This window comes from Streptomyces camponoticapitis (assembly GCF_014646115.1).
Classification (GTDB): domain Bacteria; phylum Actinomycetota; class Actinomycetes; order Streptomycetales; family Streptomycetaceae; genus Streptomyces; species Streptomyces camponoticapitis.
Window position 1 is genome coordinate 16,753 of the sequence record NZ_BMMV01000021.1, and the last position, 25,616, is coordinate 42,368.

Below are 25,616 nucleotides of genomic sequence, written 5' to 3' on the forward strand. Positions count from 1 at the left end.
CTTCCGTACTCGGAGAGGCAGAAATGACGACCCCGCAGGACACCCCCGGCGGCGACGACGTCGAACCGATCGCGATCGTGGGTATGGCGTGCCGCCTCCCCGGCGCGCCCGACGTCGACACCCTGTGGCGCAACCTGGTCGACGGTGTGGTGTCGACCCGCACCGTGCCGCGCGCCGAACTGCTCGCCGCGGGAGTGTCGCCCGCGTTGGCGGACGACGCGTCGTACGTGCCGGTGGTGTCCTCCCTGGACCACCTCGAGTCGTTCGACTACGGCTACTTCGGCATGACCCGCCGTGAGGCGGAGCTGGCCGATCCGCAGATCCGGCTCTTCCTGGAGCTGGCGAACACCGCGCTGCAGGACGGCGGTTACGACCCGAGGCGCTTCGACGGGGACATCGGCGTCTACGGCGGGGTCGGACCGACCCGGTACTACTGGCGGCACCTCGGCGCCAACCGCGCCGTGTCCGAAGCCCTGGACGGCTCGATGGCCCTGTCCAACGCCAACCTGGCCGACTACGTCACGACCACCACCTCGTACCACCTCGACCTGCGCGGACCGAGCGTCAGCGTGCACACGGCCTGCTCCACCTCGCTGGTCGCCGTGCACACCGCCTGTGAGTCGCTGCGCGGCGGCGAATGCGATCTGGCCCTGGCCGGCGGCGCGTCCATCGAGCTGCCGCTCAACCACGGCTACCTCCACACCGAGGGCGGGGTCGACTCGGCCGACGGCCGCTGCCGCCCCTTCGACGCCGCCGCGACGGGCACCGTATGGGCCTCCGGGGGCGCCATGGTGCTGCTCAAGCGGCTGTCCGACGCGCTGGCCGACGGCGATCACGTGCACGCGGTGATCCGGGGCAGCGCGGTCAACAACGACGGCGCCGGCAAGGTGGGCTTCACCGCGCCCAGCGTGCCGGGACAGGCCGCCGTGGTGTCGACGGCCCTGTCCGTGGCGGGGGTCGACCCCCGAACGGTGAGCCACGTCGAGGCGCACGGCACGGCCACCCGCCTCGGCGACCCGATCGAGGTGAGCGCGCTGTCGCAGGCGTACGGCAGGGGGACCGACGAGCGGGGCTGGTGCGGTCTCAGCTCGCTCAAGTCCAACATGGGCCATCTGAGCCAGGCCGCCGGGGCCGCCGGACTGATCAAGACGGCGCTGGCCCTGCGCCACCGGATGATCCCGCCCAGCGTCGGCTACGAATCACCCAACCCCGCCATCGACTTCCGGACCAGCCCGTTCTACGTCAACGCCACGCTGGCCACCTGGGAGAGCGACGGCACGCCGCTCCGGGCCGGGGTCAGCTCGTTCGGTATCGGCGGCACCAACGCGCACGTCGTCCTGGAGGAGGCCCCGAGCTCCGCGGGCACCCCCTCCGACCGGTCCGCGCACCTGCTGCAGGTGTCCGCGCGCACCCCCGAGGCCCTGACCACCGCGGTGGAAGAGCTCGCCGCGCACCTGGCCGACCGGCCCGAACTGGCCGTCGCCGACGTGGCACACACGCTGCGGGTCGGCCGGCCCGAGCACCGGCACCGTACGGCGGTCGTCGCCGCCGACAGCGCGTCCGCGGTGGCCGCGCTCAGGGCGGGCAAGCGCCGCCCGGCGGGTGAGGCCGCGCAGGAGCGCCCACGGCTGGCCTGGCTCTTCCCCGGGCAGGGCGCCCAGTACGCCGGCATGGGCGCGGCGCTCTACCGCACCGAGCCCGTCTTCCGCGACGCCGTCGACACCTGCGCCGAACTTCTCGCCCCCGAACTGGGCCTGGACCTGAGGCAGTTGCTGCTCGCCGACGGCAGCGGCCCGGACACCGAGGCCGCGCGGGCCGAACGGGAGGCCGCCGAGCGGCAGTTGCGCCGTACCGTCCACACCCAGCCGGCGCTTTTCACGGTGGAGTTCGCGCTCGCCATGCTCTGGCGCTCGTGGGGCCACTCGCCGGACGCGATGGTCGGCCACTCCATCGGCGAGTACGCCGCCGCCACCCTCGCCGGGGTGTTCGAACTCCCGGACGCGCTCCGCCTGGTGGCGCTGCGCGGACGGCTGATGGACAGTCTGCCGGCCGGCGCGATGCTCGCCGTGCAGCAGCCGGCCGAGCAGGTCGCGCCGGGGCTGCCCGCCGGGCTGTCGGTGGCCACCGTGAACGGGCCGGCCGTGTGCGTGGTGGCCGGTCCGGCCGACGCGGTGGCGGAGTTCGCCGCCAAGCTGAAGGCCGACGGGATCCGCAGCCGCGAGCTGCGCACCTCGCACGCCTTCCACTCCCCGATGATGGACCCGATCGTCGCCGAGTTCACCGCCGCCGTGGCCGCCGTGGAGCGGCGGGCCCCTCGGCTGCCCTTCCTGTCCAACGTCACCGGTACGTGGTTCACGGCCGAGGACGCCGCCGACCCGGCGTACTGGGCGCGGCACCTGCGCGGCACCGTCCGCTTCGGCGACTGCGTCGGCACTCTGCTGGCCGACGGCGAGTGGGCGTTCGTGGAGTGCGGACCGGGCCGGCAGCTCGCCGGACTGGTGCGGATGCAGACCGGCCGTGACGCGCTGGTGCTGCCCAGCCTGCCCGGACCGACCGAGTCAGCCGACGACGCGACCGTCTGCTACACCGCCGCCGGCACTCTCTGGACCCGTGGATTCTCGCTGGACCCCGGGGCGTTCGGGCAGCGGGCGGCGCGGGTGCCGCTGCCGGCCTACCCGTACGAACGGGTCCGCTGCTGGGTCGAGCCTGATCCGGCGCCGACCGCGCCCGCGAAGGCCGAGGTCACCACCGGTACGGCTGCCGAGGACCGGGTCCCTGCCGAGCCGGACAAGTGGTTCCAGGTACCGGTCTGGCGGCGACTGGCCCCCACGCCCGGGGCCCGGCCGGCTCCCTCCTGCGTACTCTTCGACGCGTCGGAGGACAGCACCGACGGCCTGGCCGCCGCGCTGACGCGAGCCGGGACGGCGGTGACACGGGTGCGCCCCGGCAGCGGCTACGCCCGCGACGGCGCCGACGGGCACACCGTGCGCCCCGACGAGCCGGACGACTACCTCGCCCTGGTACGGGCCCTGCTGGCCGACGGGATCCTCACCGAGGGCGCCCGGATCGTACACGCCTGGTCGACGGCCTCCGAGATCGATGAGGACCCCGTCACGGCTGCCTGGTCGGCCCAGCGGCACGGCTACCTCAGCCTGGTCTGCCTGGCACGGGCCCTCGCCGCCGAGGCCGCCGACCTCCCCGTACACCTCGATGTGGTCACCGCCGGGGTGCACGACGTCGTCGGGGACGACGCGCACCGCCCCGAGCACGCGACCGTGGCCGGGGCCGTGCTCGCCGTCAACCGGGAACTGCCCGCCGTCACCGCCCGCCACCTCGACCTCGACCGCGGGCAGCCCGGTAGCGGGACCGCGGACCGGCTGGTCGCCGCGCTGTGGCGGGACCCCGGAAGCGACCGGGACCGGCCGCTGGCACTGCGCGGCGGCCGCCTCTGGGTTCGCGGCTTCGAGCAGGTGCAGCTGCCGGGCGGCGGGACGGGCCCCTGGCGTACGGGCGGCGTCTATCTGATCACCGGAGGCTACGACGGCCTCGGACTGGCGGTCGCCGAGGATCTGGCCCGCCGCTTCCGGGCCCGGCTGGTCCTGCTCGGCCGCTCCGGACTGCCGCCACGGGACGGGTGGACCGCGCTGCGCGGCACCCCGGGCCGTGGCTCCACGGCGGTCGCCGCCGTGGAACGGATGGAGGCGGCGGGTGGCGAGGTGCTGACGGTGGCCGCCGACGTGTGCGATCCGGCCGCGCTGCGGCGGGTCCGCGAAGAGGTGCTCGCCCGGTTCGGGCGGCTGGACGGCATCATCCACTCGGCGGGGCTGCCGGGTGACGGCATGCTGGAGGTCAAGACGCTCGACGCCGCCCGTGCGGTGCTCGCGCCGAAGGTGGCCGGAACACTGGCACTGCGGGCCGTGTTCGGGGACCTTCCGCTGGACACGGTGGTGCTGTTCTCCTCGGTGTCCTCCGTCGTCGGCGGCATCGGCGACACGGACTACACCGGCGCCAACGCCTTCCTGGACGCCTACGCCGCCTCGGCGCACGGCTGGTCGGCCCCGGTGCTGTCGCTCGGCTGGGGGGCCTGGGCCCGGATCGGGATGGCCGCCCGCTCCACCGCACGCGATCTGCCCGGCCTCTCGGCCGCGCCCGCCGCGTCGCCCGGCCGGACCGGCGCCGTGCCGATCACCCACCCGGTGCTGACGGAGCTGGTGCCGGCATCCGGCGGCGCCCCCGCCTACTGCCACGGCACCGTCTCGGCCGAACAGCACTGGCTGCTCGACGAGCACCGCATCGGCGGGGTGCCCGTGGTGCCCGGGACCGGCCAGCTCGAACTGATCCGCGCGGCAGTGACGGCCTGGCGGCCCGCGCCGGACGGGGAGAGCGAACTGGAGCTGACCGACGTCGCGTTCACCGAGCCGATCACCGCCCCCGACGGTACGCGGACGGAGATCCGTGTCGCCCTGCGGCCGGACGCCGACGGGGTGGAGTTCACCGTCTCCAGCGTGCGCGACGGCGCCGTGCGCTCCCACACCCGCGGACACGCCGCGTGGGTCCGGCCGGACGGTGCCGCACGGGTCGACCTCGCGGCGGTCCGCCGGCGGTGCGACGAGTCGGCGGCGGAGGTCGAGCGCTTCGACAAGCAGCTCGGCGGCAGCCGGGTCCTGACGTTCGGGCCGCGCTGGCACTGCCTGCGCGAGGCGTGGATCGGCACCGACGAGGAACTGGTCCGCCTGGTCCCGGCCGGGGCGGACGGCGCCGAGTGGCCGCTGCATCCCGCACTGCTGGACGTGGCGACCATGCCGGTCGGGCCGGGCGGCGAGGGCGCCCGGCTGCCGATCGGCTACGGCCGGGTGCGCGTCCACGCCCCGCTGAACTCCGCGGTGTGGGTGCACCGGTGGCGCGACGGCGCGCACGACGACACCGCCGCACTCGTCTCCTGGGACTTCACCGTCACCGACGACGACGGGCGGCCGCTCGTCACGGTGGCCGACTTCATGCTGCGCGCCGTCGAACAGGACGCGATACGCGCGGCGGTCGCCACGGGGCCGGGAACCACGTTGCCGCGAACCACGACGGGGGAAAACGCGGTACGGGAAGCCGCCGCCGCACCGGACGCCGGGACCGTCGACCCCTGGGCGATCATGCCCGCCGACGGTCTGGCGGCGCTCCACCGGGTGGTGGCCGCGGCGCCGGCCGCACACGTGCTGATCACCCCGGGGCGGTACGACGCCATGCTGCGCGGCAGCGCGGCACGGGCCGAACGGGCCCTGGCCGTGCTACGCGGCGAGACGCCCGAACCGCTCGTCGCCGAACCGTCCGGCCGGGCCCCGGCCGGCGGTGACGACCTGGCGGCCACCGTCGGCCGGGTGTGGTCGGCGGTCCTCGGCGAGGAGGACATCGCCGAGGACGACGACTTCTTCGAGCTGGGCGGGAATTCACTGGTGGCCGTGCAACTGGTCGCGCAGATCCGCAAGGCCACCGGGGTACGGCTGCCGATGAGGACGCTGTTCGACTCCCCCACGGTCGCGGGCATGGCCACGCGCATCGCCGAACTGCGGGCGGCGCGGCCGGAGCCGACGACCGCGCCCTCCGCTCAGGAGGCCACGACGATCCCGGTCCTCCCGCGCCCGCGCCCGAGCTGATCGGGGGCGGGCGGGGCGGGGCGGGCCGGGCGGTCGGTCAAGCCCGGCCGGGCGGCTCCGGATCGATGATCTGGAGCCGCAGCTCGGAGGAGTACCGCCGGCCCTGCCCGTCCGCCAGCCAGGCGTGCTCCGCCGTGGGCAGCGCCTCGGTGACGATCACCTCGACGTCGTCACCGCCCTTGGCGCGCGCCCCGCGCAGCATGGTGCAGAGCAGGCGCACGTACACCGGGCTGGTGAAGTCGACGAACTGCGGCTTGATGTCGGTGGCGACCCGTACGTAGACCTGCTCGGGCATGTCCGCCGCCTGTCGCCAGCGGCGGGCCGCCACGTACCGCTGTTGCTCTCCGGTGACGTCGGCCAGCCCGCCGGCGCCGACCGTGGACCGCCAGGTGCGGCGGACGAGCACCAGGTCGTCCACCGTGATCCGCGGTGTGTGGCCGCCGGCGCCGGCCAGTTTCCAGGTGTCGAACGCCTGGAGGCCCAGCATGTTCGCGAAGACCTCCAGGATCGGCCACCGCCGACCGTCCTCCGCGCGGGCCACGAGCCCGTCCGGGGTATCCGCGACCGTCAGGGCCGTGACCGGTACGAGCCGGTCGGGGTCCGCGCCAGGGGCCGGGACGAAGCCCAGTTCCACATCGTGCGGTCCGTGCATCCAGTACGCGTTGCGGGAGCAGTGCCTCGGCCAGTCGTGCGGCAGCAGCAGACGGACCCGGCTGTCCGGCAGGTCGGTGGCCAGGGCCTCGCGCAGCGCTTCCGGTTCGGGGTGCCCGAGCGCGAAGAACTGTGTGTCGAACGCGGCTGAGGCGATGTGCAGTTCGCCGAGCACCAGGGTGTAGTCGCCACGGGCCAGCGCGTCGGCGTCGGTGGCACACAGATGCACGTCCGGGCTGTGCACCCGTGCCTCGGACCAGCCCGGCCGGTCGGCGGGGAACGCCTCGGCGATCCGGGCACCCAACTCCTCCGCCGTGAAACGGAGTTCGGGGGTATCGGGGCGTACGTCGTCCAGCCCGAGCACCGCCGTCCAGCGGCTCAGGAAGTCGGCGACCACCGGGTCGGCGGGCCGCTCGTCGCCGAAGACCAGCGCCTGGGCCATGAACCACAGCTCCCGCAGCGGCACCTCCGTACCGCCCGCGTCGGCGGCCAGCTCCCGGTACAGCTCGGTGAGCGCCGCCGCGTACACCGCCGCGATCCGGGCCGACAGCCAGCGCGCCGACTGGAGCAGCGGGGCGAGGCCGGCCAGCCGGGCCAGTACGTCCCCGCCGACGGCGACGTCCAGGTCGCGGACGCTGTCCAGGTGGCACAGTGTGCGGCCGGCGTACGTCTCGCCGGGCCGCCGCCGGGAGTCCTGGCCGGTGATGGCGGTGAAGGTGTCCTCCAACGCGGCCATGGCGGCGGCGAGTTCGTCCGGTCCGTCGGCGGCGGCCACCGCGTCGCGGGCGTCGCACAGCCGGTACATCGTCCTCAGCGCCCACGCGCGGGCCCCCGCGTCGCCGATGCCGTCCAGCAGCTCGCGCAGCAGCCGTTCGGCGCCGAGGTCCATCGGCAGGTCGAAACCGAGCCGCAGCACCCCGGCGGCGGTGAGTTCGTCGAGCTGGGCGTACACGTCGGCGGGGCGGCGGAAGACGCCGGACGCGATCAGCCCGGCCGCCAGTTCGCCGGCCCGCTGCCGCCCGTCGCAGCGGGCCACCAGTTCGGCGGCGCCGGCCGGCAGATCCTGCGTGGGCCGGTTCGGCCATACCAGCCGGCGGCCGTCGAGCCGTAGCTGCGGCTGTCTGGCGACGGGCAGCCAGGGACGGAGACGTTCGTCGGTGGCGAGGTGCGCCGCCAGCGCGTCCAGCGCCCACCACTCGAAGTGCACCGCGCTCTTCCGGACGAGCGCGGGCCCGTGCCGGATCTCCAGCCGTGGACCGCCGTTGTCCACCGTCGACCAGCTCATGGGGCCGAAGAAGCCGATCGTGTCGTTCTTGGTGCAGTACCGCTGCCAGTACTTGGCGACGATCTCCTCCCGGCGGCGGCGCCGTTCGTTCCGCCGCGCGCCGGGCCCGTCGCGAAGGACCCCAGCCACGGAGCTGAGCGCTCCGGGGTTCTGCCAGGTGACCGCCTGGCGGAACAGCGGGTCGGCGCACACGTCGTGCACGGCCCTGCCAAGCCCCGTCATCGCGGCGTCGAACTCGGTGTCGACCCGGGCGGCCTCATCGGCACCTTCCAGGTACCGGTCCACGGTCCGGGCCAGCTCCGGAGCGCTGAACGCGGCGATGCCGTCGGCGGGGAACCCGGCGGAGCGCAGCAGGCTGTGCCGCCACACGCTCCACGAGGTGCCGGGCAGAGGGACGAGATGGTCGGACAAGGTGGTCACCGGCTCCTGTGTCAGTGGATGCTGCGGGTGGGACGACGGGCGTCCCCGGCGGCCGGCGAATCCCCTGCGACCGCGCCGCCCGGGAGCCGACCACCGCGTGCCGCACCGGACGGGATTCCGGGAGCACGCGCCCGCGGCGACGCGCGGGCTGACGCGGACCCCGGGCGTGGATCACGGCGTCGGCCCGGCGGCCTCCTCCATCGACCGGACCAGGCTCCGGGGCCGCATGTCGGTCCAGTGCGTCTCGACGTAGTCCAGGCACGCCTGGCGGCTGTCCTCCGGGTGCGCCACCGTCCAGCCCGCGGGCACCTCGGCGAAGGAGGGCCAGAGCGAGTGCTGGCCCTCGTCGTTGACCAGGACCAGGAAGCGGCCCTCGGCGTCGTCGAACGGATTGGTCATGGTGTTCCGCACTCCTTCAGGGCCGTGGTCTCAGCCGGGTGTCGAGTTCGGCGCCGATCCGGGCCAGGTGCTCGGGCCGGGTCATGTCGTCGTGCGCGCAGGCGACCCGGTGCACCCGCAGCTCACCGGTGGTGTGAGCGGCCCAGTCCGCCGGCCGGGCCGTGCCGGCTTCTTCCGTCGCGTGGAACAGGTCGATGTCCCCGTCGAAGAGTCCGGGGCGGTGCGCGCCGACCAGCCGGGCGTTGTTGGCCACCACCCCGGCCAGCTCGGCGGCCAGGTCGGCGCCGGTCTCCGGGCCCAGCAGGCGGTGCAGCGCGGCCACCGGGTCGACGCAGACCCCCAGTTCGCCGTCGTCCGGCGGATAGGCGTCGAGCAGGGCGAGCAGCCCGACCGGCGTCCCCTCCTGCCGCAGCCGCACGGCCAGCTCGTGCGCCACCAGACCGCCGTACGACCAGCCGAGCAGATGGTAGGGGCCGGTGGGCTGTACGGAACGGATCTGCTCCAAGTGGTCGGTTGCCGCCTCGGCGAGCGAGCCGGGCAACGGGCAGCCGTCAGTCGCGAGCCGGGACTGGAGCCCGTAGATCGGCCGTTCGGGGTCCAGATGCCGCAGCAGGCCCGTGTAGCACCAGGCGAGACCGGCGACCGGCGCCACGCAGAACAGTGGCGCCAGGCTTCCCGTGGTGCGGATCGGCAGCAGCACACCCAGCCCGCGTCCGCCGCCGCTGTCCAGCCGCGCGGCGAGACCGCCCGCCGTCGGGTTCTCGAAGAGCAGGCCGAGGCCGAGTTCGGCGCCCAGTTCGGACCGGATCCGGCCGGCCAGCGCGGCGGCCAGCAGCGAATGGCCGCCGAGGTCGAAGAAGTTGTCGTCGACGCCGACGCGTGGCACGCCGAGAACCTCGGCGAAGAGCTGGCACAGCAGCTCCTCGCGGTGGCTGCGGGCGGCGAGGCCCGCGCGGGCGGACGACGGTGCGGGGAGCGCCCGGCGGTCGAGCTTGCCGTTCGGTGTGAGCGGCAGCGCCGGGAGCGTGACGATCGCGTTCGGCAGCATGTAGGGGGGCAGGGTGCGGCCCGCGTGCGCGCGCAGCGCCGCCGGGGCGATGTCACCGCCCGCCTCCGTCACGACGTAGGCCACCAGCCGCCGGTCGCCGGGCCGGTCCTCGCGTGCGACGACCGCCGCCCGTGCCACAGCCGGATGGGAGACCAGGGCCGCTTCGACCTCGCCCGGCTCGATCCGGAACCCGCGGAGCTTGATCTGCTGGTCGGCCCGGCCGAAGTACTCCAGTTGCCCCCCGGACGTCCAGCGGGCCAGGTCGCCGGTGCGGTACATGCGTTCGCCGGGCGGTCCCCACGGGCAGGCCGTGAACCGTTCGGCGGTCGGTGCGGGCCGGCGCAGATAGCCGTTCGCGAGCCCGGCGCCGGCGAGGTACAGCTCCCCGGTCACCCCGGGCGGGACCGGCCGCAGCCGTTCGTCGAGCACGTAGGCCCGGGTGTTGGCCAGCGGCGTGCCGATCGGCTGGCCGTCCACCGGGCCGGAGAGGCCGGCCGCGGTGGACCAGACGGTGGTCTCCGTCGGGCCGTACAGGTTGGTGAGTTCGCCGCCGGGGCCGCAGAGCCGGCCGGCCAGCCCGGCGGGCAGCGCCTCGGCGCCGGTGAACTTCCGCACCACGGGCAGGAGTTCCGGGGCGGCTTCGGCCAGGGACTGCCAGAGCGAGGGCGTGGCGTGTACGACGGTGACCGAGGTCTGCGCGCACCGCCGGGCCAGGGCCACCGGGTCGCGGACCGTCGAGGGACTCGCGATGACGACGGCGGCGCCGCTCAGCAGCGGACCGTAGAGCTCAGGCACCGACATGTCGAAGGCCGCGGTGGTCACCGACAGCATCCGGTCGCCGGGTGCCAGCCGCAGGATGCCGCGCAGAGCGGCCAGCAGATTGGCGAGGGCCCCCCGGCCGATGACGACGCCCTTGGGCGGACCGGTGGTCGCCGAGGTGTAGATGACGTACGCCGGGTCGGACGCGGACGGCGGCCGGGCCGTACCACCGGGGGTGGTGTCCGGACAGCCGGACCCGGCCAGGGCGCCGTCGTCCGGGACAGCCTCCAGCACCAGATCGGGTGCGGCGTCGGCCAGTACGTGGCGCAGGCGGTCGGCGGGGTGGTCGGGGTCCAGCGGCAGGTACGCCGCTCCGGCCTTGAGCACCGCGAGCACGGCGACCAGGAACTCCTCGGTCCTCGGCAGCGGCAGGGCGACCAGCGCGCCCGGTCCGGCGCCCCGGCCGATCAGATGGTGCGCGAGCCGGTTGGACCGCCGGTCGAGGGCGGTGTAGCTGAGCGTGCCGGTCTCGCCGATGACGGCGTCGGCCTCCGGGGTACGCCGGACCTGCCGCTGGAACGCGGTCACCACGTCCGGGGCGGCCGGAGCCCCGGTCGCGTTCCAGTCGTGGAGCAGACGCCGGCGCTCGGCGGCGGCGAGCAGTCGCGGTCGGCTGACGGGCTGGTCGATGTCGGCGCCCATGGCGCTCAGCAGCGTCCCGAACCAGCGGTGGAACGCCCGCGCGGTGTCCCGGTCGTACAGATCGCCCCGGTAACCGAGGTGGCAGTCCAGGCCCTGGGGTGCCCCGTCGGGTCCGCGCCGCTCGGTGATCTCGAAGAAGAGGTCGAACTGGGCGGTGGGCGGTTCGACCGGCAGCTCCTCGAAGCCGCCGGTCGCAGCCGTCGCTGTGGCTGTCGCCGTGGCCGTCTGGAGTGAAAGCACCACCTGGAAGAGCGGGTGGCGGCCCGGTGTCCGGGCCGGATTGAGCGCTTCGACCAGGGACTCGAACGGCAGGTCCGCGTGCGCGTAGGCGGTCAGGTCCGCCTCCCGCACCAGCTCCAGCAGCCGGCGGAACGTCGGATCGCCGCCGGTGTCGGTCCGCAGCACCAGGAAGTTGACGAAGCAGCCGACGAGCCGGTCCAGGGACGGGTCGCCGCGGCCGGACACGGGTGTTCCGATCGGGATGTCGGTGCCCGCGCCGAGCCGGGTCAGCAGGGCGCTCAGCGCCGTCTGCGCCATCATGAACAGGGTGGTCCCGGTGCGCCGGGCGACACCCAGCAGGCGCGCGTGCAGGTCTGCGTCGAGGCTGAGGGTGACGGTGCCGCCGTGGTCGCCGGTCGCGGCGGTGCGTGGCCGGTCGGTCGGGATCGGGGTGTGGTCGGGCAGGCCGGCGAGCGTACGGCGCCAGTACTCCAGTTGGCGGGAGTGCCGGCTGTCGGGCCGGTCCGGCGCGCCGAGCAGGGCACGCTGCCACAGGGTGACGTCGGCGTACTGGACCGGCAGCGGCTGCCAGGCGGGGGCGCCGCCCGCCCGCCGGGCTTCGTACGCGGTGCGCAGGTCGTCGGCGAGGACACCCAGCGACCAGCCGTCGCCGGCGATGTGGTGCAGGACGAGCAGCACAACGGATTCGCCGGGGCCTGCGGTGAACAGGTGGGCGCGCAGCGGGGTCTCCGCCGCCAGGTCGAAGCCACGGCCGAGCGCCGCCGCCATCGCGGCGGGAATCTCCTCCGGGGCGCATTCGACGGTGGTGAGCGGTGCACGGCCGTCGGCCGACACGTGCTGGTACGGGATGCCGTCGGGCCCGGTGGGGAACACCGTGCGCAGGCTTTCGTGCCGGGCCACGACGTCGTCGAGGGCGCGCCGCAGGGCCGTGGCGTCCGCGTCGCCGGGCAGCCTCAGGGCCAGCGGCATGCTGTTGTTGACGGCGCCGCCGGCCAACTCGTTGAAGAACCAGAACCGTTGCTGCCCGTACGAGAGCGGCAGCCGCTCCGGCCGGGCGGCGGGCTCCGGCCGGGGGCGCACCGGCCCGCCCTCGCGGCCGGCCAACTCCGCCGCCAGGGCGGCCGGAGTGGGGTGCTCGAAGAGCGTCCGGGTTTCGACGTCCGCCCCGAGGGCGTCCCGTACCCGGCCGGTCAGCAGGGTGGCCAGCAGGGAGTGACCGCCGAGGTCGAAGAAGTCGTCGTCGGCGCCGACCACTTGGGCGCCCAGCACATCGGCGAAGAGTTCGCACAGCACCTGTTCGGCCGGGGTGCGGGCGGCCCGGGTACCGGCCACGGCGGGTGGTGGCGCGGGCAGCGCCTTGCGATCGAGTTTGCCGTTGGGGGTGACGGGCAGCTCGGGGAGCGCCACCACGACGGCCGGCACGAAGGCCCGGGGCAGCGTCAGGGCCAGGCTCCGCCGCGCTGCCGCCCCGTCCAGCCGGGCGCCGGGCGCCGGTACCGCGTAGGCCACCAGGCGGGCGTCACCGGGCCGGTCCTCGCGGACGACCACGGCCGCCCGTGCCACCGCGGAGAGCGCGGTGACGGCGGCCTCGATCTCGGCGAGCTCCACGCGCACGCCACGAATCTTCACCTGATGGTCCGCGCGCCCCAGGAACTCCAGTTGGCCGTCGGCCCGGCGGCGGACCAGGTCACCGGTGCGGTACATACGCTCGCCGGGCTCCCCGAACGGGCAGGCGAGGAACCGTTCCGCCGTGAGCGCGGGCCGGCCGAGGTAACCACGGGCCAGCCCGGCGCCGGTGACGTACAGCTCCCCGGTGGCGCCGTCGGCGACCGGCTCCAGGGTGGCGTCGAGCACATACGCCCCGACGCGCGGCACGGGGCGGCCGATGGGGGCGACGGCGGCGCCCTCGGCGGGGCCGCCGTCGGCGAGGGTGACCGTGTCGGCCGCCTCGGTCGGCCCGTACGTGTTGATCATCCGGCGCCCGGCGGACCAGCGCTCCGCCAGCTCCCCGGGGCACGCCTCGCCGCCAACCACCAGCGTGCCGACGCCGTCCAGCGCGTCGTCGGGCAGGGTGCCGAGGACGGTGGGCGTCAACTGGACGTGGCTGAGCTTGCTCCGCTCGATCCAGCGCGCGAGGGGTTCACCGGCCGGCACGGTGCCGGGCGGGGGCAGGACCAGTGTGGCTCCGGAGAGCAGGGCGGTGCACAGCTCGGACATGGCCGCGTCGAAGCTCCAGGACGCGAGCTGCGCCATCCGGCAGCCGGCGTCCACGCCGAACCGGTCGATCTGGACGGCGGCCATGTTGGCCACCCCCGCGTGGGTGACGGCGACCGCCTTGGGCCTTCCGGTCGAGCCGGAGGTGAACAGCACGTAGGCCGGATGATCCGGCCGCAGCGGGCCGAGACGGTCGGCGTCGGTGAGGTCGGTGAGGTCGGTGTCGACGCCGGTGTCCGTGCCGGTGCCGGTGCCGGTGCCGGTGTGAGCGACGTCGCCGTCGGTGAGGCCGTCGAGGTCCGCGTCCGCCAGGCCGGCGCCGCCCGGTTCGGTGAACGCCTCGTCGAGCAGCAGCGGCGCGACCCCGTCGGGCAGCGCCCCGGCCGTCGCGGCGGTGGCCACCGCCAGGCACGGCCGCGCGTCGGCGAACATGACCGCCACCCGCCGGGCCGGATAGTCCAGGTCGACGGGGAGGAACGCGGCGCCGGTCTTCGCCACCGCCAGCACCGCGACGACCGCGTCCACGGAGCGCGGCACCGCCACGGCCACCACCTGCTCGGGCCCGGCTCCGCGGGCGACCAGCAGCCGGGCCAGCCGGTTGGCCCGCGCGTTGAGTTCGGCGTAGCTGTAGGAGCGGTCGCCGTCGGCGACGGCGGTGCGCTCGGCGCAGGCGGCGGCCCGCGCCTCGAACAGACCCGGCAGCAGGCCCTCCGCGGGCAACGGAGGAGTGCCGGGCCACGGCCGGGCCGCGTCCACGGCGAGCCGGCGGGACCGCTCGGCACCGGCCGGCGCCCGCAACCGACCGACCGGAGCCTCCGGTTCGGCCACGACGGTGCGCAGCAGTTCCGCCACCTGGTCGAGGACGGCCGCCGCCGCGTCCTGCCCGAAGGTGTCGGGGCGGTGGCGCAGCACGATCCAGAGCCGTTCGTTCGGCACCACGGTCAGGTCGAGCGTGTAGTGCGTGGCGTCGTAGCCGCCCGTCCCGGCGATCCGCGGGGCGCCGGCCGGCCCGGTGTCCTCGTCCGCGCCTGCCGGGTAGTTCTCCACCACAACGGCGGTGTCGAAGAGCGCGTCGTGCCCGGTTGTCCGCTGGATCTCGCTGAGCGGTACGTGGTGGTGGGCGAGCAGTTCCGCCTGGCCGGCGGCGATGTCCTGGAGGAGCCGGGCGACGGTGTCGGCCGGGCGGAGCCGGATCCGGACCGGCACTGTGTTGATGAACAGACCGAGCATGTCCGCGGATCCGTCGAGTTCGCCGGGCCGGCCCGACACAGTGGCGCCGAACACCACGTCGTCGCGGCCGGTCAGGCGGGCCAGCACCGTGGCCCAGACGCCGAGCACGACGGTGTGCAGGGTCAGTCCGTGCTCGCGGAGCGCCGCCGTGAGGGCGGCGGTGGTGGCCGTGTCCAGTTCGGCCGTCAACTCCCGTGGGCGGACCGCCAGATGCCGGGTGCCGGGGTCGCCGGCCACCAGGGTGGGGCCGTCCAGCTCCGCCAGCGCCCGGCCCCAGACCGCGAGGGAGGCCGTCGTGTCCTGGCGGTCGAGCCAGTCGAGGAAGTCGCGGTACGGGCGTACCGGCGGGAGTGCGCCCGCGTCGCCCCCGTCGGCGGCCAGCGTGAGGAGTTCCCGTACGAACATCGGGGTGGACCAGCCGTCGATCAGCGTGTGGTGGTGTGTCACCAGCAGCCGGTGCCGGTCCGGTTCGAGCCGGACGAGGGCCATCCGTATCAGCGGTGCCCGGGTGAGGTCGAACCGCTGGTCGCGGTCGGCGGCCTGGAGCCGGGCCAACGCCGCCCGGCGGTCGCTCTCGTCCAGGGCGCTGAGATCGGTCTCCCGCCAGGCGAAGTCGTCCTGGTCCGTGATCACCTGGACGGGGCGGCGCAGTCCTCCCCAGCGGAACGCGGCCCGCAGGTTCGGGTGCCGCCGCAGCATAAGCCGGCCGGCCCGGCGGACGGCGGCGGGGTCCACCGGGCCCACCAGGTCGACGTAGAGCTGCATCGTGTAGAGGTCGGGGCCGTCGTCGTAACCGCTGTGGAAGAGCAGGCCCTCCTGGAGCGGGCTGAGCGGCAGAATGTCCCGAACGCCCGGCTGCTCACGTGTCACCAGGTCGACCTCGTCCTGGTCCAGCCGGGCGAGCGGGAAGTCGGACGGGGTTCGCCCGCCGCCGTGGGCGCGCACGTGTGTGCTCAGCGCGTGGAGCGCCCGCTGCCAGCCGTCGGCCAGTTCGGCGGCGGTCGCGTCGTCGAGCGCGCCGGGGGCCCAGGACCAGGTCGCCGCCAGGACGGGCCCTGAAGGGCCGCCGACCACCATGGCGTTGAGCTCCATGACATGCGGCATGGCCATGTCCGGGTGGGTCCCGCCGGCGAGTTCTCCCGACTCCACCGTCGGGTTCCAGGCCCCGTTGCCCGCCGGCCCGTCGAACCGGCCCAGGTAGTTGAAGAGAATCTCGGCGGCGGCACGGTCCGCGAGGGAGGCGGCCGTGTCGGGGTGGAGATGGCGCAGCATGCCGTAGCCGAGACCGCCGTCGGGCGCCGAGCGCAGTTGCTCCTTGACTCGCTTCACGGCGCGGCCGGTCGCGGGACCGCCGTCGTACAGCTCGGCCGGGTCCTGCTCGCCGAGCCGTAGCCGCACCGGATACATGCTGGTGAACCAGCCAACGGTGCGGGTGAGATCGACGCCTTCGGCGATCTCCTCGCGGCCGTGGCCCTCGACATCGACCAGCAAGGTGCCGTCGTCGTGTTCGCCGTTTTCTCCGTGATCCCGGCGGTGCTCGGCGACGGCCATGGCCAGCGCGGTCAGCAGCAGGTCCTGGACGGTGCCGCCGAACGCGGCCGGGACCGTCGTCAGCAGTTCGGCCGTCAACTCCGCCGGTACGAGGGTGGTACTGACCCGGGCCCGGCCGTAGGTGTCACGGGCCGGATCCAGCGGCCGCCGGGCGAGCGCGGGGGCCGAGGTCGGGGCCGTGACTCCCAGCCAGTACGGCAGTTCGGCCCGGCGTCGCGCTCCGCCGGCCTGCTCATGGAGGAGCCGCGCCCACCGGCGCGGCGACGTGCCGACCGCGGGCAGCCGTACCGGTTCCCCGGCCGCCGCGGAGCCGACGGCGGCTGTCAGGTCGGTTACCAGCACCTGCCAGGAGTATCCGTCGACGGCCAGATGGTGGACGGTCAGCAGCAGATGGCCGGGCTCCCGTGGCCCGGCGTCGAACCACACCGCGCGCAGCACCACACCGGCCGCGAGGTCGAATCCGCCCCCGTCGTGGGCGCGTTCGGTGTGGATGGCGGTACGCAGGGCCTCCGGGGCCAGCCCTCGCGCGTCGACGCGGCGCCAGCAGTCGGCCGGGGACACGGCGCCGCGCGGGGCGATCTCCAGTGTCCAGTCGGGCCCCAGCAACCGGAGCCGCAGTGCCTCGTGCCGGTCGAGCAGCGCGCCGATCGCCGTGAGCAACTGTTCGGCGGTGGTGCCGGCGGGGGTGCCGAGCACGGTCGACTGGGCGAAGCCGTCCAGGGGCGCCACGCGTTCGCGCAGCCAGGCGGCGATGGGCCAGATCTCCAGCGGGCCGTCCGGCGCCTCCGCCTCGTCCTCGGTGCGCGGGGCGGAGGCGACCACCGCCAGTGCCGCCGCCGTCCGGTGCTCGAAGATCTGCCGGGCGGTGAGCCGTAGCCCCGCGGCCCGTGCGCGGGCCACCAGTTGGATCGAGGAGATGCTGTCGCCGCCGATGCCGAAGAAGTCGTCGTCCGGGCCCACGGAGTCCAGGCGCAGGGTCTCGGCGACGGCGGCGCAGAGTATCCGTTCGCGTGCGGTGCCCGGTTTCCGGGGCGCGGCCCGGCGCGGCGCTCCCGGGTCGGGCAGTGCCTGCCGGTCGACCTTCCCGTGCCGGTTGAGCGGCAGCGCGGCCAGCGGGACGACGGCCGAGGGGACGAGGGTCCGGGGCAGCACTCCGCCGAGCCAGTCGATCATGTCGGCCGGCGACGGCAGTTCACGGCCCGCTCCCGGTGCGGCGTAGGCCACCAGCCGCGGCGGTTCGCCCACCGCGAGCACGGCGACCTGGCCGACGCCGGGGCAGTCGGCCAGCGCGGCCTCGACCTCGGCCGGTTCGATCCGGACGCCGTGCACCTGCACCTGCCGGTCGACCCGGCCGAGGAATTCCAGCTCTCCGTCGGCGGTCCAGCGCGCCAGGTCGCCGGTGCGGTACATGCGGGCGCCCGGCGGTCCGAACGGGCAGGCCACGAAACGCTCCGCGGTGTCCGCCGGGCGGCCGAGGTAGCCCCGTGCGACGCCGGGGCCGGCGGCGTACAACTCGCCGGGCGTAGCGGGCGGGACCGGCCGCAGCGCGGCGTCGAGCACATGGACCGCCGCGTTCACGACCGGGGTGCCGATCGGCACCCGCGCGCCGGAGCCGTCCGGCCGGCAGTCGGCGAGCGTCACCGTGTCGCCGGCCTCGGTGGGCCCGTACGCGTTGATCATCAGCCGGCCGGGCGACCAGCGGGTCACGAGTTCCGGCGGGCAGGACTCGCCGCCGACGACCAGGGTGCGCACCCCGGTCAGGGTGCCTTCCGGCACGGTGGCGAGGACGGCGGGCGTGAGCTGTACGTGTGTCAGCCTGGCCGTGTCGATCCAGCGCGCCAGTTCCTCGCCGACCAGGGGCTCCCCCGGGGGCGGCAGTACGAGGGTGGCGCCGGCCGCCATGGCGGTGAGCCATTCGGACATCGCGGCGTCGAAGCTCCAGGGGGCGAGCTGTGCCATCCGGCTCTCGGTGTCGAGGGCGAAGCGGTCCAGTTGGGCGCGGACGGTGGTGTGTGTGCCGCGCCGGGTGACGGCGACCGGCTTGGGGGTTCCGGTGGAGCCCGAGGTGTGGAGCACGTAGGAGAGGTGGTCGGGGTGCGGCGGGGCGGGGAGCGCGCCGTCCGGGTCGTCGGGGTGCGGCGGACCCAGGACCGTGCCGCGGCCCCCGTCGTCCGGAGCGTCCGGGTCGAGTTCGAGGTCCAGCACCGGCAGGCCGGGCGGCAGTGCCTCGCCGTACCCCGCTCCCGTGACGGCGAGCAGCGCCTCCGCGCCGGTCACCAGCCGGGTCTGCCGGACCGGCGGCAGACCGGGATCCACCCAGAGGAACGCGGCCCCCGCCCTGGCCACGCCCAACGCCGCCACGATCAGCCCGGCCGACCGGGGCAGCGCCAGCGCGACGACAGTGTCCGGACCGGCGCCGCGTGCGACGAGGAGCCGGGCGAGGCGGTCGGCCCGCCGGTCGAGTTCGGCGTAGCCGAGGTCCGTGACGCCGTCGGTCACGGCGGTGCGGTCGCCCGCGTTGGCGGCCCACCGGGTCACCAGTTCGGCGGGCCCCTCGATGGGGCCGACGGGCCGTACCGGGCCGGTCGCCAGGGCGAGCAACGCCGTACGTTCGGCCGCGTCGGCCGGCGGCAGGTCCGCCAGCCTGGTCTCGGGCGATGCGGTGGCCAGGATCTTGACGTAGCGCTCGGCCAGGGCCTGGGCCGTGCGGCGGTCGAAGAGGTCGGTGCGGAAGCTCAGCCGCCCGTCCCTGGGGCCCAGTTCCAGGGCGATCTCGTCCTTGGCGGTGCCGGTGTCGACCAGTTCGTTCCCGGAGTCGGGCAGGTAGTTGAACCCGATCTGGGCGAGCGGGGAGACACCGGGGTCTCGTGGCGGTGACAGCTCCTCGACCAGCTTCTGGAACGGCAACTGGGAGTGTTCCAGCGCGTCGGCCACCGCGTCGCGGGTACGGGCCAGCAGCTCGCCGAAGGTCGGGTTCCCGGACGCGTCGGTGCGCAGCACCACGGTGTTGACGAACATGCCGATCAGCGGCACCACTTCGGGCAGGACGCGTCCGGACACGGGAACGCCCACCACCACGTCCGCGCTGCCCGAGGTACGCGCCAGCAGGGCCGTGAACGCCGCGAGCAGCACGGTGAACGGCGTGGTGCCGCCGGCCCGCGCGAGCGCGGTCACCGCGTCACCGACCTCCTCGGGCACGGCGAACCGCACGGTGTCACCGGTGGTGCTCTGGACCGGGGGGCGCCGCCGGTCCAGCCGCAGGGCGTGCACCGGCGGGAGCCCGGCCAGCCGCTCCCGCCAGTAGGCGAGGTCGGGCTCGAACTCACCGTTGTCGTAACGGGAGCGCTGCCAGGCGGCGTAGTCGGCGTACTGCACCGGCAGCGGCGGGAGCTCGGCGGGCCGGCCTTCCGAGGCGGCCCGGCACAGCTCGATGACTTCCTGGTCCAGCAGGGCCACCGACGCGGCGTCGAACGCGCTGTGGTGGACGACCACCAGCAGCGACCGTTCCACCTCTGAGAGGCGGACCAGCCGGGTGCGGAACAGCGGGGCCCGTGTCAGGTCGAAGGGGGCCGAGGCCAGTTCGGTGAGAAGTTCCTCGCTCCGGCGGCCGGCCGCCGTCCGGTCCAGGGACCGCAGGTCCTCCTCGTCCACGGTCAGGTCGACGCGCTCGTGGACGGTCTGGTGGAGCGTGCCGTCCTCCGCCTCCGCCAGGGATGTGCGCAGGGCCTCGTGGCGCCGTACGACGGTGTGCAGGGCCGCCGCCACGCCCCCGGCGCCGAGGGCGAGGCCGGACAGTGGCACGACGGTGGGGACATTGAACGCCGGGGATTCAGGGTCCAGCTGGCTCGCGAGCCACACGCGCTCCTGGTCGAAGGAGGCAGGAGTACTCCAACCCGTCATGGCCGCCACCCCCCGGTCCCCGCTTGCCTTCCCCGCCGCGGTGGCACATGGTTCCACGTCCCGAAGAGCTCCGACAAGATCTTGACAACGACGGAAAACCCCACGTACGAGCGGGGTTGACGCTTGCTGCGTTTCAATAACGGGCAAGATCATGGCTGTTGCCGGGATTCACCAACTGGAGAACGAGCTCGGCGAACTGCTCTGCGATGGCCAGCAAGAGCTCGACGCCGCTCGACCTGTCAACCGTGCTGGCGTGGGCAGGGTCTTGCCAGAGCGTGAGAAAGCTGCCGACGCTCAAGTGAGGGCCGATTCCAGCCGCCCGGGTGGGGCCGCTGAACAAGCAGCGCCACACCGTTGAACGGTGCATCAACCGGCTCAAGCAGTGGCGAGGCTCCGTGCGAACCGACGAGCTGGCCATCGCCTACCGAGCCGCACTCCGTCTTGAGCTGGATACGCCCACAAGCGGGCGGCCATGGCTCACATCGAGGCAGCCGCGTCAGCCGCCCTAGCCTTTGCCTTGCACTCCGAACACTGCTTGGCCCCTCTGGCGACAAACAGGTGCCGATACACCGTCACCTGTTCCTTGCGGATGCCGCAGAGCGTGGCCCTCTTCGCCAAGGCGTGCTCCACGGCCGGCGCGTCCGCCTCACGACACGCGGCAAAGGCAGATGGCTTCAGCGCGAGCCAGACCCCGACAGAGCGGAAGCGACTGGCAGGGTTCCCCATGCCATCACCCTCGCACGACACCCCACCGCTCTGGTACCGAGGAGACACGCTCCAGGTGTGCCGGAGTTCAGCGTCGAACCGGCACAGACTCCATGCAGGTGTCGGCGTTCAGCGCGGGGCCGCCACTGCTGCCGCGGCCACGGTGAGGATGCGGTGCAGGACAGGGACCGGGATCGCCGGGTTGGTGACCGCTGTGCGTGCCGTGTCGCGGTCGTGGAGCAGTCCGGCCAGGACGCGGGCCGGCAGCCGCGGATTGCGCATCGCGGTGCCGCGTACGTTGGCCTCCGGGTCGTTCAGCAGCCGCACCGCGTCGGCCGGTGACAGCCGGGGGTCCTCAGCCGCGCGCCGGCGCACCTCGGCTTCGGGATCCCGGGCCAGACGTGCGACGTCGACCGGTGTCGACTCCGGATCGTCCAGGGCCAGGCGGCGCATCCTCCCACTGGGGTCGGCGATATAGCGCAGCAGGCCCGTACGGGGGAAGTTGGGGTGACTGCGGGGCCGGTCGGGCCGGCTGAGGCTGCCGTCCCACCAGCGCCAGACCTCCAGCAGCATGTCGGCCGGAGCCTCCTCGCACGATTCGGCGAGGAACAGGCGGACCACCCGGTCATCGTCCCGCGCCAGGCGCGCCACGACGTCCAGCGGGAGGTGCCGGGCTCTGGCCACACTGCGGCGGACCAGCGGGTGGGACGACGCGGCGAGATGACGCATCGCGTCGGCGTCACCGTGCAGGTCTTCGACCCAGGGCAGAGTGTGCGACATCGACGTCCGGTCGAAGTCGTGGCGAACCGCGGCACGTTGCTCCTCGGTGAGGTCGGGGCGCAGCGCCACCGCGGAGCGGATGTCGTCCCGCGGGTCCTGCGCCAGCACGGCGACGCCGTGTGTGCCCAGGACCGGGTTGGCGGCCAGCGCCCGACGTACTTCCGCGTCCCCGTCCCCGACCAGCTCCGCCTCGAGCTCGGGCGCGAGGCGGCACCGTTCGAGCGCCGGCCGCGGGTCGGGCAGGGCGGCGAAAACCTCGCGAGGCATGGGTACGCCGGTGTGGTGGGCGAGCAGCGCGACCGTTCGCACCGCGTTGTCGGTGTCGGCCAACAATCGCTCCCGCAGCGGCGCAGCGAGGTCCTCCCACCGGGCACAGGCCGCCGCCCGCACCCGGGGGTCGGCGTCGGCCGCGAGGCCAGGGAGGTGCTGTGCGGGGAGCCCCGGGAGTTCGGCGGCTCGCGCGCGGGACGGGCTGGCGAGGAGGTCGTCGTACAGGTCCTCTGGAAGTTCGGCGCCCCAGATGCGGGCGTGCTCCGCCCAGAGGACGCGTCGGTCCGGCGATGGCTCGGCGCGGACCAGGCGTACCCACTGATCGGACGTGAGCTTGGGCCGGAAGGTGTCGGCGGGCCTTGACCGCACCCGCGGATCGGGGTGTGCCACGGCGGCTTCGAGGACGGCGGGCCGGTCGCATCCGTGCAGGAAGCCCTCCTCCACATCCAGCAGCCGGATCAGCAGTTCGTCCGGCGCGGCCGGGTTTGCCCCGATCCCCTCCGCCCAGTGCAGAGGCCACGCACGTCGGCCGGGCACCGCCGCCCACACCATGCCGCGCTCGACCTCCGTCTCGTGCCCGGCGGCCGCGGCGGCCTCCTCCAGCTGCTCCGGCAGTCGGTCGAGGGCCGTCACCCGAGGCCCGCCCTCGACGGGCACCTCCGCCAGCAGCACCTGCCCGTCGAGGGAGAGCGCCAGGAACCCCGAGCCGCCGGTCAATTCCGGCACGCCGCTCCCGGTGTGCCGGACCCGGGTCCACCAGGAGTCGTTGCCGCCGATCCGCTGTCCGAGGACCGCCACCAGGAACTCACCGTCGAGATCGCAAAGACGGTGCCACCACGCGGCATCGAGTGCGTCACAGACCACTCCGTCCGGCGCCGCGATCCCCCGCGCGATCCGCCAGCCGGCCTCCGGCGGAAACAGGCCACCCGGGCGCACGTCCTCGACGACCGTGAGGCCGGCGCGTGCGAGTAGTTCAGAGAGTTCCTCTTGACGCTGCACGCGGCCATGATCCCCGCCGACCCGCGGTGGAACAAGGCCCTCAGCCCAGGCCCAACCGGCCCTCACCTGAGCATCGGCAGCTTTCGCAGACTCCGGCCGAGTCCTGCGCATGCGGGCACGCCCGCACCACACCTGTCGCAGCCGCCACATTCCATATCCGAGCCACTGAGCTGCAAAAACGTCGTCGAGGCCCTGCATCACGCGCCGGGACCGCTCTGCGCTCGATGTATGGACGGGCCATCAGCGACCTGTCTCCGTCAGACTCGCGGACATCGAACGCGGCGTCGTACGCGGGCAGCGCCGCGAACGACAACTCCCTCCCGTTCCACGCCAACAGCTCCCCACTTGTACGAGCTGCCCCCCTACGTCTCAGCAGTGGCGCAGGGTGATCACTGTGATGAACGGCTGCCCCTCGCCTGCACCGACCCGGCTCAGCAGCGCGCCGCCCTCCAGGTGTGCTCGGTTCGTCGTACGCGGATCGGCGATCAGGTCATAGCCTCCGCCCCGGTCCGAGACCATCCGCGACCGCGCCCGCTTGTAGGCAGGCAGATCGGACGAACAGCGTTGCGGTTGTGGGCCGCGGGGCCGAATGCCGTGTCGGTGGGCACGCGGAACCGGTCGGTGGCCGCGCTGGACCGGATTGTCCACGGGGAGCTGCCCTCGTCGGGAGAGCGCCGGGTTCGGGGCGGTCACCGCTGCCGGACGGCGTAGGTCACATGCGTCACCCTCGGGGAGCGCTCCGCGCGGACCTGCTCCAGGGCCACGCGGCTGGCGTCCACGCCCTCGAACAGGCGGATCCCGGCGCCGAACAGCACGGGTGACAGCGCGATCGAGAACTCGTCGATCAGGCCGGCGTTCACGTACTCCAAAAGCGTCGCGCCGCCGCCCGCGATACGGACGTCCCGGTCGCCGGCGGCCTCACGGGCCCGGTCGAGCGCGGTCCCGATGCCGTCGTTGACGAAATGGAACGTGGTCCCGCCCGGCCGCTCCCAGGGGTCTCGCTTCTCGTGCGTCACGACAAAGACAGGCGTGTGGAACGGCGCCTCCTCCGGCCACATCTGCTCGCCGGCGTCGAACATGCGCTTGCCCATCACGCTCGCGCCGGTGCGCTCGAACGTCTCCCGCACGATGTCGTTGTCGCGCCCCTCCTCGCCGCCCTCGCCGAGCTTCAGATTCTGCCGGAAGAACCGCAACGGGAAGATCCACCGCTGCAGTTCCATCCACTGCCGCCCCATCAATTCCTCGGGGGACCCCGGCGCGATGAAACCGTCCAGTGACATCGACACGCTGAAGAACACCTTCCCTGCCATCAGCCCTCCGCTCCCTTCCGGACGATCCCGATGACGTACGCATCCAGGTTGCCAAGGGTCTGCCGACCGCCCTCGATCGCGTGGTACTTCTCGACCGCCTCGTCGCGCGACTCCTTGGTGGGGAACACCGTGCGCATCTCGATCCGGGTCGCCGCACCGTCGGCCTCGAACGTCAGGACCGACTCGAAAGCGTTCGGGTCGTCGCGGGTCTCACCGTGGAGCAGCGCGATCCGCTCCGGCGGGGCGAGCTCGGTCCAGGTGATCCACTCCTGGTAGTCCGTCCCGTCCGGTCCGTGCATCACAAAGTCCCACTCCCCGCCGACGCGGAACTCGAACGCCCGCGTGGTGGTGGTGAACCCCTCCGGCCCCCACCACTGCGACAGGTGCCGCACCTCGGTGAACGCCTCGAACACCAGCTCCCGCGGGGCGTCGATGTTCCGGGAGATGACGATCTCACGGTCGGCTGTCGCCGACTGCCCCGGCGTTCCTCGTTCTGTCGTGCTCATCAGCTACTCCGCTTTCCCTGTCTGCTTCAGGTCCTGCACGTACGCGTCCAGCCGGTCGAAGCTCTCGCTCCAGAACCGCTCGAACCCGCCGGCCCACTCGTGGACCGGCCTCAGCCCTCGGGCGTCAAGGCCGTACAGGCGCTGCTTGCCCACCCTGCGATCCCGCACCAGCCCGACCTCCCGGAGCACCCGCAGGTGTTTCGACGCCCCCGGCTGGGTCATCCCCAGCTCCTGGGCCAACTCGGTCACCGGCCGCTCACCTGCCCGCAGCAGTACCAGGATCTCCCGGCGCTGCGGCTCGGCGATCGCGTTGAAGACGTCCGAAGTCGTCGCTGCTCGTGCCATGGCTCCTATCGTATTCCGATATCGGCATGCGTCAAGCAGGAGGAATCAAGCGGGCCTGTCGAGTGACGGGCGTGACCCTGTCCGAGGCCGCGGAAGCCGAGCGATGACAGGTCCCGGCGATCCGCGCGACCGACCCGGCCAGGCGGAAACGTGGCGAACCGTGTCCGGTCTGCTCCCGCACAAAGCCCCCGGCGACAGGTTCTGCCCGCGGGAGCGTCCGCCCTCGGCAGTAACGCCCGGAGGCCGGCACGTAGCGGATGCAACGAACCCGCACCACGGCCCTCTCGCCGCAGACGCGGCAGCCGTTGGAGGCGTAGGCCGAGTTGTTGCCCGGCAGCGAAGGCACAGGCGGTGTCAGATTTGTGAACTCCCGCGACCGCAGCCCTATGGACAACGCCAGCCCGATCTCGGTACCGGGCGGCGACCGCACCGCCGCACCGCCTCGTAAGGGATACCGGCGATTCATCTTGACTGTGTCACGAGGTGGGGGCGGCCGAACCAGCCTGCTGTGTATGGCGTTTGATCAGCTGAGATCAACAAGGAACACCGCCGAAAGGGCACCCCACATGCGACTCCGACACCGCCGCCGACGGTTCCGGGAGCAGCAGCTCCAGCCCCGACACGAGTGCCAGCTCCGGTTCGGGTTCGGGTGACGAC

9 protein-coding genes and 1 pseudogene are annotated in these 25,616 nt (G+C 73.9%); 2 read left to right on the forward strand and 8 right to left on the reverse strand.

Translation table 11 applies throughout. The features are described from left to right. Positions 1–23: 23 nt before the first annotated feature. On the forward strand, positions 24–5,645 hold the full coding sequence (locus tag IEY79_RS27115; protein WP_189110253.1) for a type I polyketide synthase: 5,622 nt from the start codon (positions 24–26) through the stop codon (positions 5,643–5,645). 37 nt (positions 5,646–5,682) lie between these two features. Here the strand turns inward: IEY79_RS27115 and IEY79_RS27120 are convergent, their stop codons facing one another. From IEY79_RS27120 to IEY79_RS27135, 4 genes are all read right to left on the reverse strand, one after another. Next, positions 5,683–8,001, reverse strand: a complete 2,319-nt coding sequence (locus tag IEY79_RS27120) for a lantibiotic dehydratase (RefSeq protein ID WP_229701162.1) — start codon at positions 7,999–8,001, stop codon at positions 5,683–5,685. Between the two features lie 171 nt (positions 8,002–8,172). Further along, complete coding sequence (locus IEY79_RS27125; protein ID WP_189110254.1) at positions 8,173–8,400, reverse strand: MbtH family protein; 228 nt, start codon at positions 8,398–8,400, stop codon at positions 8,173–8,175. Between the two features lie 16 nt (positions 8,401–8,416). Beyond that, complete coding sequence (locus IEY79_RS27130) at positions 8,417–20,044, reverse strand: non-ribosomal peptide synthetase (RefSeq protein ID WP_189110255.1); 11,628 nt, start codon at positions 20,042–20,044, stop codon at positions 8,417–8,419. 133 nt (positions 20,045–20,177) lie between these two features. After that, on the reverse strand, positions 20,178–20,342 hold the full coding sequence (locus IEY79_RS27135) for a hypothetical protein (protein WP_189110256.1): 165 nt from the start codon (positions 20,340–20,342) through the stop codon (positions 20,178–20,180). A 40-nt stretch (positions 20,343–20,382) separates the two neighbouring features. On the opposite strand from IEY79_RS27135, the pseudogene IEY79_RS27140 reads away from it, so the two are divergent. Then, positions 20,383–20,487 (forward strand): annotated as a pseudogene (locus IEY79_RS27140) (IS5/IS1182 family transposase); the annotation flags it as partial. A gap of 391 nt (positions 20,488–20,878) precedes the next feature. Here IEY79_RS27140 and IEY79_RS27145 read toward each other — a convergent pair. The 4 genes from IEY79_RS27145 to IEY79_RS27160 all read right to left on the reverse strand — a co-directional run bounded on the left by IEY79_RS27145 (position 20,879) and on the right by IEY79_RS27160 (position 24,959). Then, the gene (locus IEY79_RS27145) at positions 20,879–22,798 is read right to left on the reverse strand and encodes a hypothetical protein (protein WP_189110257.1); all 1,920 of its coding nucleotides are present in this window, start codon (positions 22,796–22,798) and stop codon (positions 20,879–20,881) included. Between the two features lie 689 nt (positions 22,799–23,487). After that, entirely contained in the window at positions 23,488–24,108 is a 621-nt protein-coding gene (locus tag IEY79_RS27150) for a dihydrofolate reductase family protein (protein ID WP_189110258.1), read from the reverse strand. Beyond that, positions 24,108–24,614 (reverse strand): SRPBCC family protein, encoded by a 507-nt coding sequence (locus IEY79_RS27155; RefSeq protein ID WP_189110259.1) that lies wholly within the window; start codon positions 24,612–24,614, stop codon positions 24,108–24,110. Before IEY79_RS27155 ends, IEY79_RS27150 begins: the two co-directional genes overlap by 1 nt. 3 nt (positions 24,615–24,617) lie before the next feature. Next, positions 24,618–24,959, reverse strand: a complete 342-nt coding sequence (locus IEY79_RS27160; protein WP_189110260.1) for an ArsR/SmtB family transcription factor — start codon at positions 24,957–24,959, stop codon at positions 24,618–24,620. Positions 24,960–25,616 lie beyond the last annotated feature (657 nt).

What these genes read in the sequence shown, in the direction of transcription:
- IEY79_RS27115 (WP_189110253.1), top strand. Translation starts at nt 24, where the DNA reads ATGACGACCCCGCAGGACACCCCCGGCGGCGACGACGTCGAACCGATC.
- IEY79_RS27125 (WP_189110254.1), bottom strand. Translation starts at nt 8,400, where the DNA reads ATGACCAATCCGTTCGACGACGCCGAGGGCCGCTTCCTGGTCCTGGTC.
- IEY79_RS27130 (WP_189110255.1), bottom strand. Translation starts at nt 20,044, where the DNA reads ATGACGGGTTGGAGTACTCCTGCCTCCTTCGACCAGGAGCGCGTGTGG.
- IEY79_RS27150 (WP_189110258.1), bottom strand. Translation starts at nt 24,108, where the DNA reads ATGGCAGGGAAGGTGTTCTTCAGCGTGTCGATGTCACTGGACGGTTTC.
- IEY79_RS27155 (WP_189110259.1), bottom strand. Translation starts at nt 24,614, where the DNA reads ATGAGCACGACAGAACGAGGAACGCCGGGGCAGTCGGCGACAGCCGAC.
- IEY79_RS27160 (WP_189110260.1), bottom strand. Translation starts at nt 24,959, where the DNA reads ATGGCACGAGCAGCGACGACTTCGGACGTCTTCAACGCGATCGCCGAG.